Annotated in this window: 3 protein-coding genes; all 3 read right to left on the bottom strand. The window is 55.6% G+C overall.

Annotated elements, in window-relative coordinates:
* Window positions 1-375: 375 nt before the first annotated feature.
* Complete coding sequence (locus tag QU481_RS23555) at window positions 376-795, bottom strand: DUF3304 domain-containing protein (RefSeq protein WP_289832377.1); 420 nt, start codon at window positions 793-795, stop codon at window positions 376-378.
* A 250-nt stretch (window positions 796-1045) separates the two neighbouring features.
* On the bottom strand, window positions 1046-1849 hold the full coding sequence (gene tla1, locus QU481_RS23550) for a toxin Tle1 chaperone Tla1 (protein WP_289832376.1): 804 nt from the start codon (window positions 1847-1849) through the stop codon (window positions 1046-1048).
* Window positions 1846-2862 (bottom strand): DUF2345 domain-containing protein (locus QU481_RS23545; protein ID WP_289832375.1); only part of this gene is annotated, 1017 nt, incomplete at its 5' end. The genes tla1 and QU481_RS23545, both read right to left, overlap by 4 nt.

Genomic DNA, 2862 nt, shown 5'->3' with positions numbered 1-2862 from the left:
TTGGGCACCGTATTCACTACACTGGCACCCGCACCGACAGTTTGTGGTTGGCCAAAACCTTGGCAGGCGGCCAGGTTAGCCAAAAATAAGAGCAGACTAGTTAACTGTACTCGTGTCATCCCGCATTACCTTGCGGCGGAAAAATGGTGATAAGTTCTGTATAAGACCAAAGCGGGCCACCTTGTTGGCAAGTGGCTTTCGACGGCAATGTGGGTATCATCATGACTTCGGACATGTATTTTTCCCTCCTACTCTTTCTTGAATTACCCGAAGCTGCCCCCGTGCGCCACCAAAGCCCCGGCTGTGCTCCTTGCAGTCAATCACGGGACGGACTTCTCCACACGGCACAAAAACCAGGGCCAGACCGCATGTTTCTCAATAGCTCGGCACGGGGTTGGTCACTGAATGGCGAGTGTAATTGGCTTCGTGAATATCCATCCACTTGTGCCACACAGGAGGTGTTGTTCCATCTGTATTCCAATTTGGAGCTTTTATTCCCCCTAGGTTTATTCCTGGGCTCGGGTATTTTACCCACTCTACCGTTGCCACCATACCTGGTTGCCATTTGGCAGGCAGGCTTACGCAGCAACCTTCACCTCCACCGCTGCTTACGCCTTGACCGTTGTAGCGAACACTGACAATGGTGGTATTGGGCACCGTATTCACTACATGGGCGCCCACACCGACAGCTTGTGGTTGGCCAAAACCTTGGCAGGCGGCCAGGTTAGCCAAAAATAAGAGCAGACTAGTTAACTGTACTCGTGTCATCCCAAATTTCTTTACCATCGCCATCATGCGAGGCTGCCATTTGGCGGAAGGCTCACACAGCTGCTTTCTCCCTCTCCGCTCGTAACCCCTTGCCCGTTGTAGCAGACACTGACAATCGTAGTATTGGGCACCGTGTTCACGGCATTGGCGCCGACGCTGACAATTTACGGATTACCAAAAATTTGGCATGTAACTAAATTGGTTAATAGTAATGCTAGGCAATATAGCAGCGCTCGATTCATGAGATGATATCCATGTTTTTTTAAATAGCGATCTTCTATAAGTTGAAAAATATCTGTGCTTCCAGAAAAGCGTGTCGCTCGGGCTGAGACCATAGTTTTTGGGCATCGGCTTCCATCTGGGCTGCAGCCAGCTTTTCTAGCATTGCCTCTTTGCTGTGTACCCCACATTGCGACGGTGTGGGCAGTTCGTCTTGGCTCCATAACTCGGCTTGATGCCAAGCTGACAGCACATCAATATGCTTCGGCTCCAATTGAAGAGGTTCGGAGTATAAAGGTGGTAACGCTTCGTTGCTTGTTCGGTATTTCGAAGAGATTGCCATCGCATTTCCATCGCGATCTATCCAGTGCCACTCCGATGCACCTGCGAGCAAGTGTTGGCGTATGGACTCATCCAATGTAGAAATGACGATTCGAAATAACCCTGTGTTGTAAAAGCGAAGCACTCCTTTGCTTTTTCCGCCGTCCCATTCAGGTTGAAGGTAATAGCGTAGGTGCTCTGCCAGCTGGTCATAGGGCCAGTCGTTCAACAAGACGAGCAGTCTGGGTTGTCCCGAGAAATGCTTGATCAATTGGCGTAGCCCACGGCTCGCAGTTAAAGGTCCAATGGAAAGTCGCACCAGAACAGGCCCCTCCGATGCGGCATCCGCATGGGGAGTGTTGTTCAGTAGTGCTATGGGAGGGGCGACTGCATGCAATTTGCGTTGCCAGCTTGTGCCAATGTTTGCTTGATCGACAACAACATCAATACTGTTCAAACCGAGTAATTCGGCTCGCTCTCGGAGCAAGGTTTCCCAGTCGATTGGAGATGGGGTGGGGGCAAGCATATTGATGGCGATCATCGGCCGGTCACCAGTGGGTTGCCTTCATTAAAGGCTCGCTGCATGCAGGTTTTGCAGACGGTGTTGGGAAAACGTGGGAACGGCATATTCATACTCGTCGGCCCACTCCAATCGTGACTCCCCCCCTTGAAGCTCACCTTGCCCGGCGCATGCAGCTCGATCTTGCCATCCTTGATTCGTACATAAGCGCCACCGCAGGTGAGCAGGATTTCCTTCTTGCCGTTGAATAGTTGCTGCCCCTTGATGGCGGTGAGATTGACGTCCTTGTCACCGGTGATTTCGACACTGTCACTTTGTGCCTGGACTTGCACCTTGCCCTTCGCGGCAATCAGCTTCAGGCTGATTACGTCCTTCACCCCCGCCACGAACAGGCTGAGGTGCTGGCCGACGTTGTGGATCCAGCGCCGCCCCGAGGTCTGGTTGGTGTCGCGCTGGGCCACCAGGTCGAGGTTGGTGCCGGCGGCGAGGGTCTGGCTCTGCGCGGTGACGCTGGCGATGCCGGCCGGGGCGGACAGCACCAGCAGCGGTTGCTGGCCCGCCTGTCCTTTCGCGGTTTTTGATTCCTGGTCGGTGTTGCTGCCGGCTTCCCAGGCCTTCAACGCCTCGGCGTGGTGCTGCAGGTGGCCGTCGGGCTTCTTTGATCCCTTGCTGTTGTCCGGCTGGATCTGCTCCGGGCCGGTCTCCATGGTGTCGGCCAGCTGGCCGGTGGCGGTCTCGGCCAGGCTCTGGCTGAGGCTGAGCGCGGCGTCGAGCTGGCTCTGGGCCTGCTCGCGCGCCAGCTGTTTGCCGGAGGCTGAGGGCTGCGCTTCGGTGCTGAGCAGCAGGCCGTGGGCGGCGCGGATCGCACCGTGCTGGTCGGTGCGTAGTTCGAAGCCGTCGCCGCGCGGCTGGCCCTTGCCGTCGCTCCTCGGGTGGATCAGATAGCCTTGGTTGAGCTGGGTCTTGCCGTGTTCGCTGGACAGCTTGGCGCGGACTTCGCCGGGGGTGTCGTCGAACAGCAGCTCGTTGTACTG

Origin of the sequence: Crenobacter oryzisoli, assembly GCF_030385785.1 — a bacterium.
Classification (GTDB): Bacteria; Pseudomonadota; Gammaproteobacteria; order Burkholderiales; family Chromobacteriaceae; genus Crenobacter_A; species Crenobacter_A oryzisoli.
Note: the sequence above shows the minus strand (reverse complement) of the source record. Positions and strands in the feature narration are given on the sequence as shown.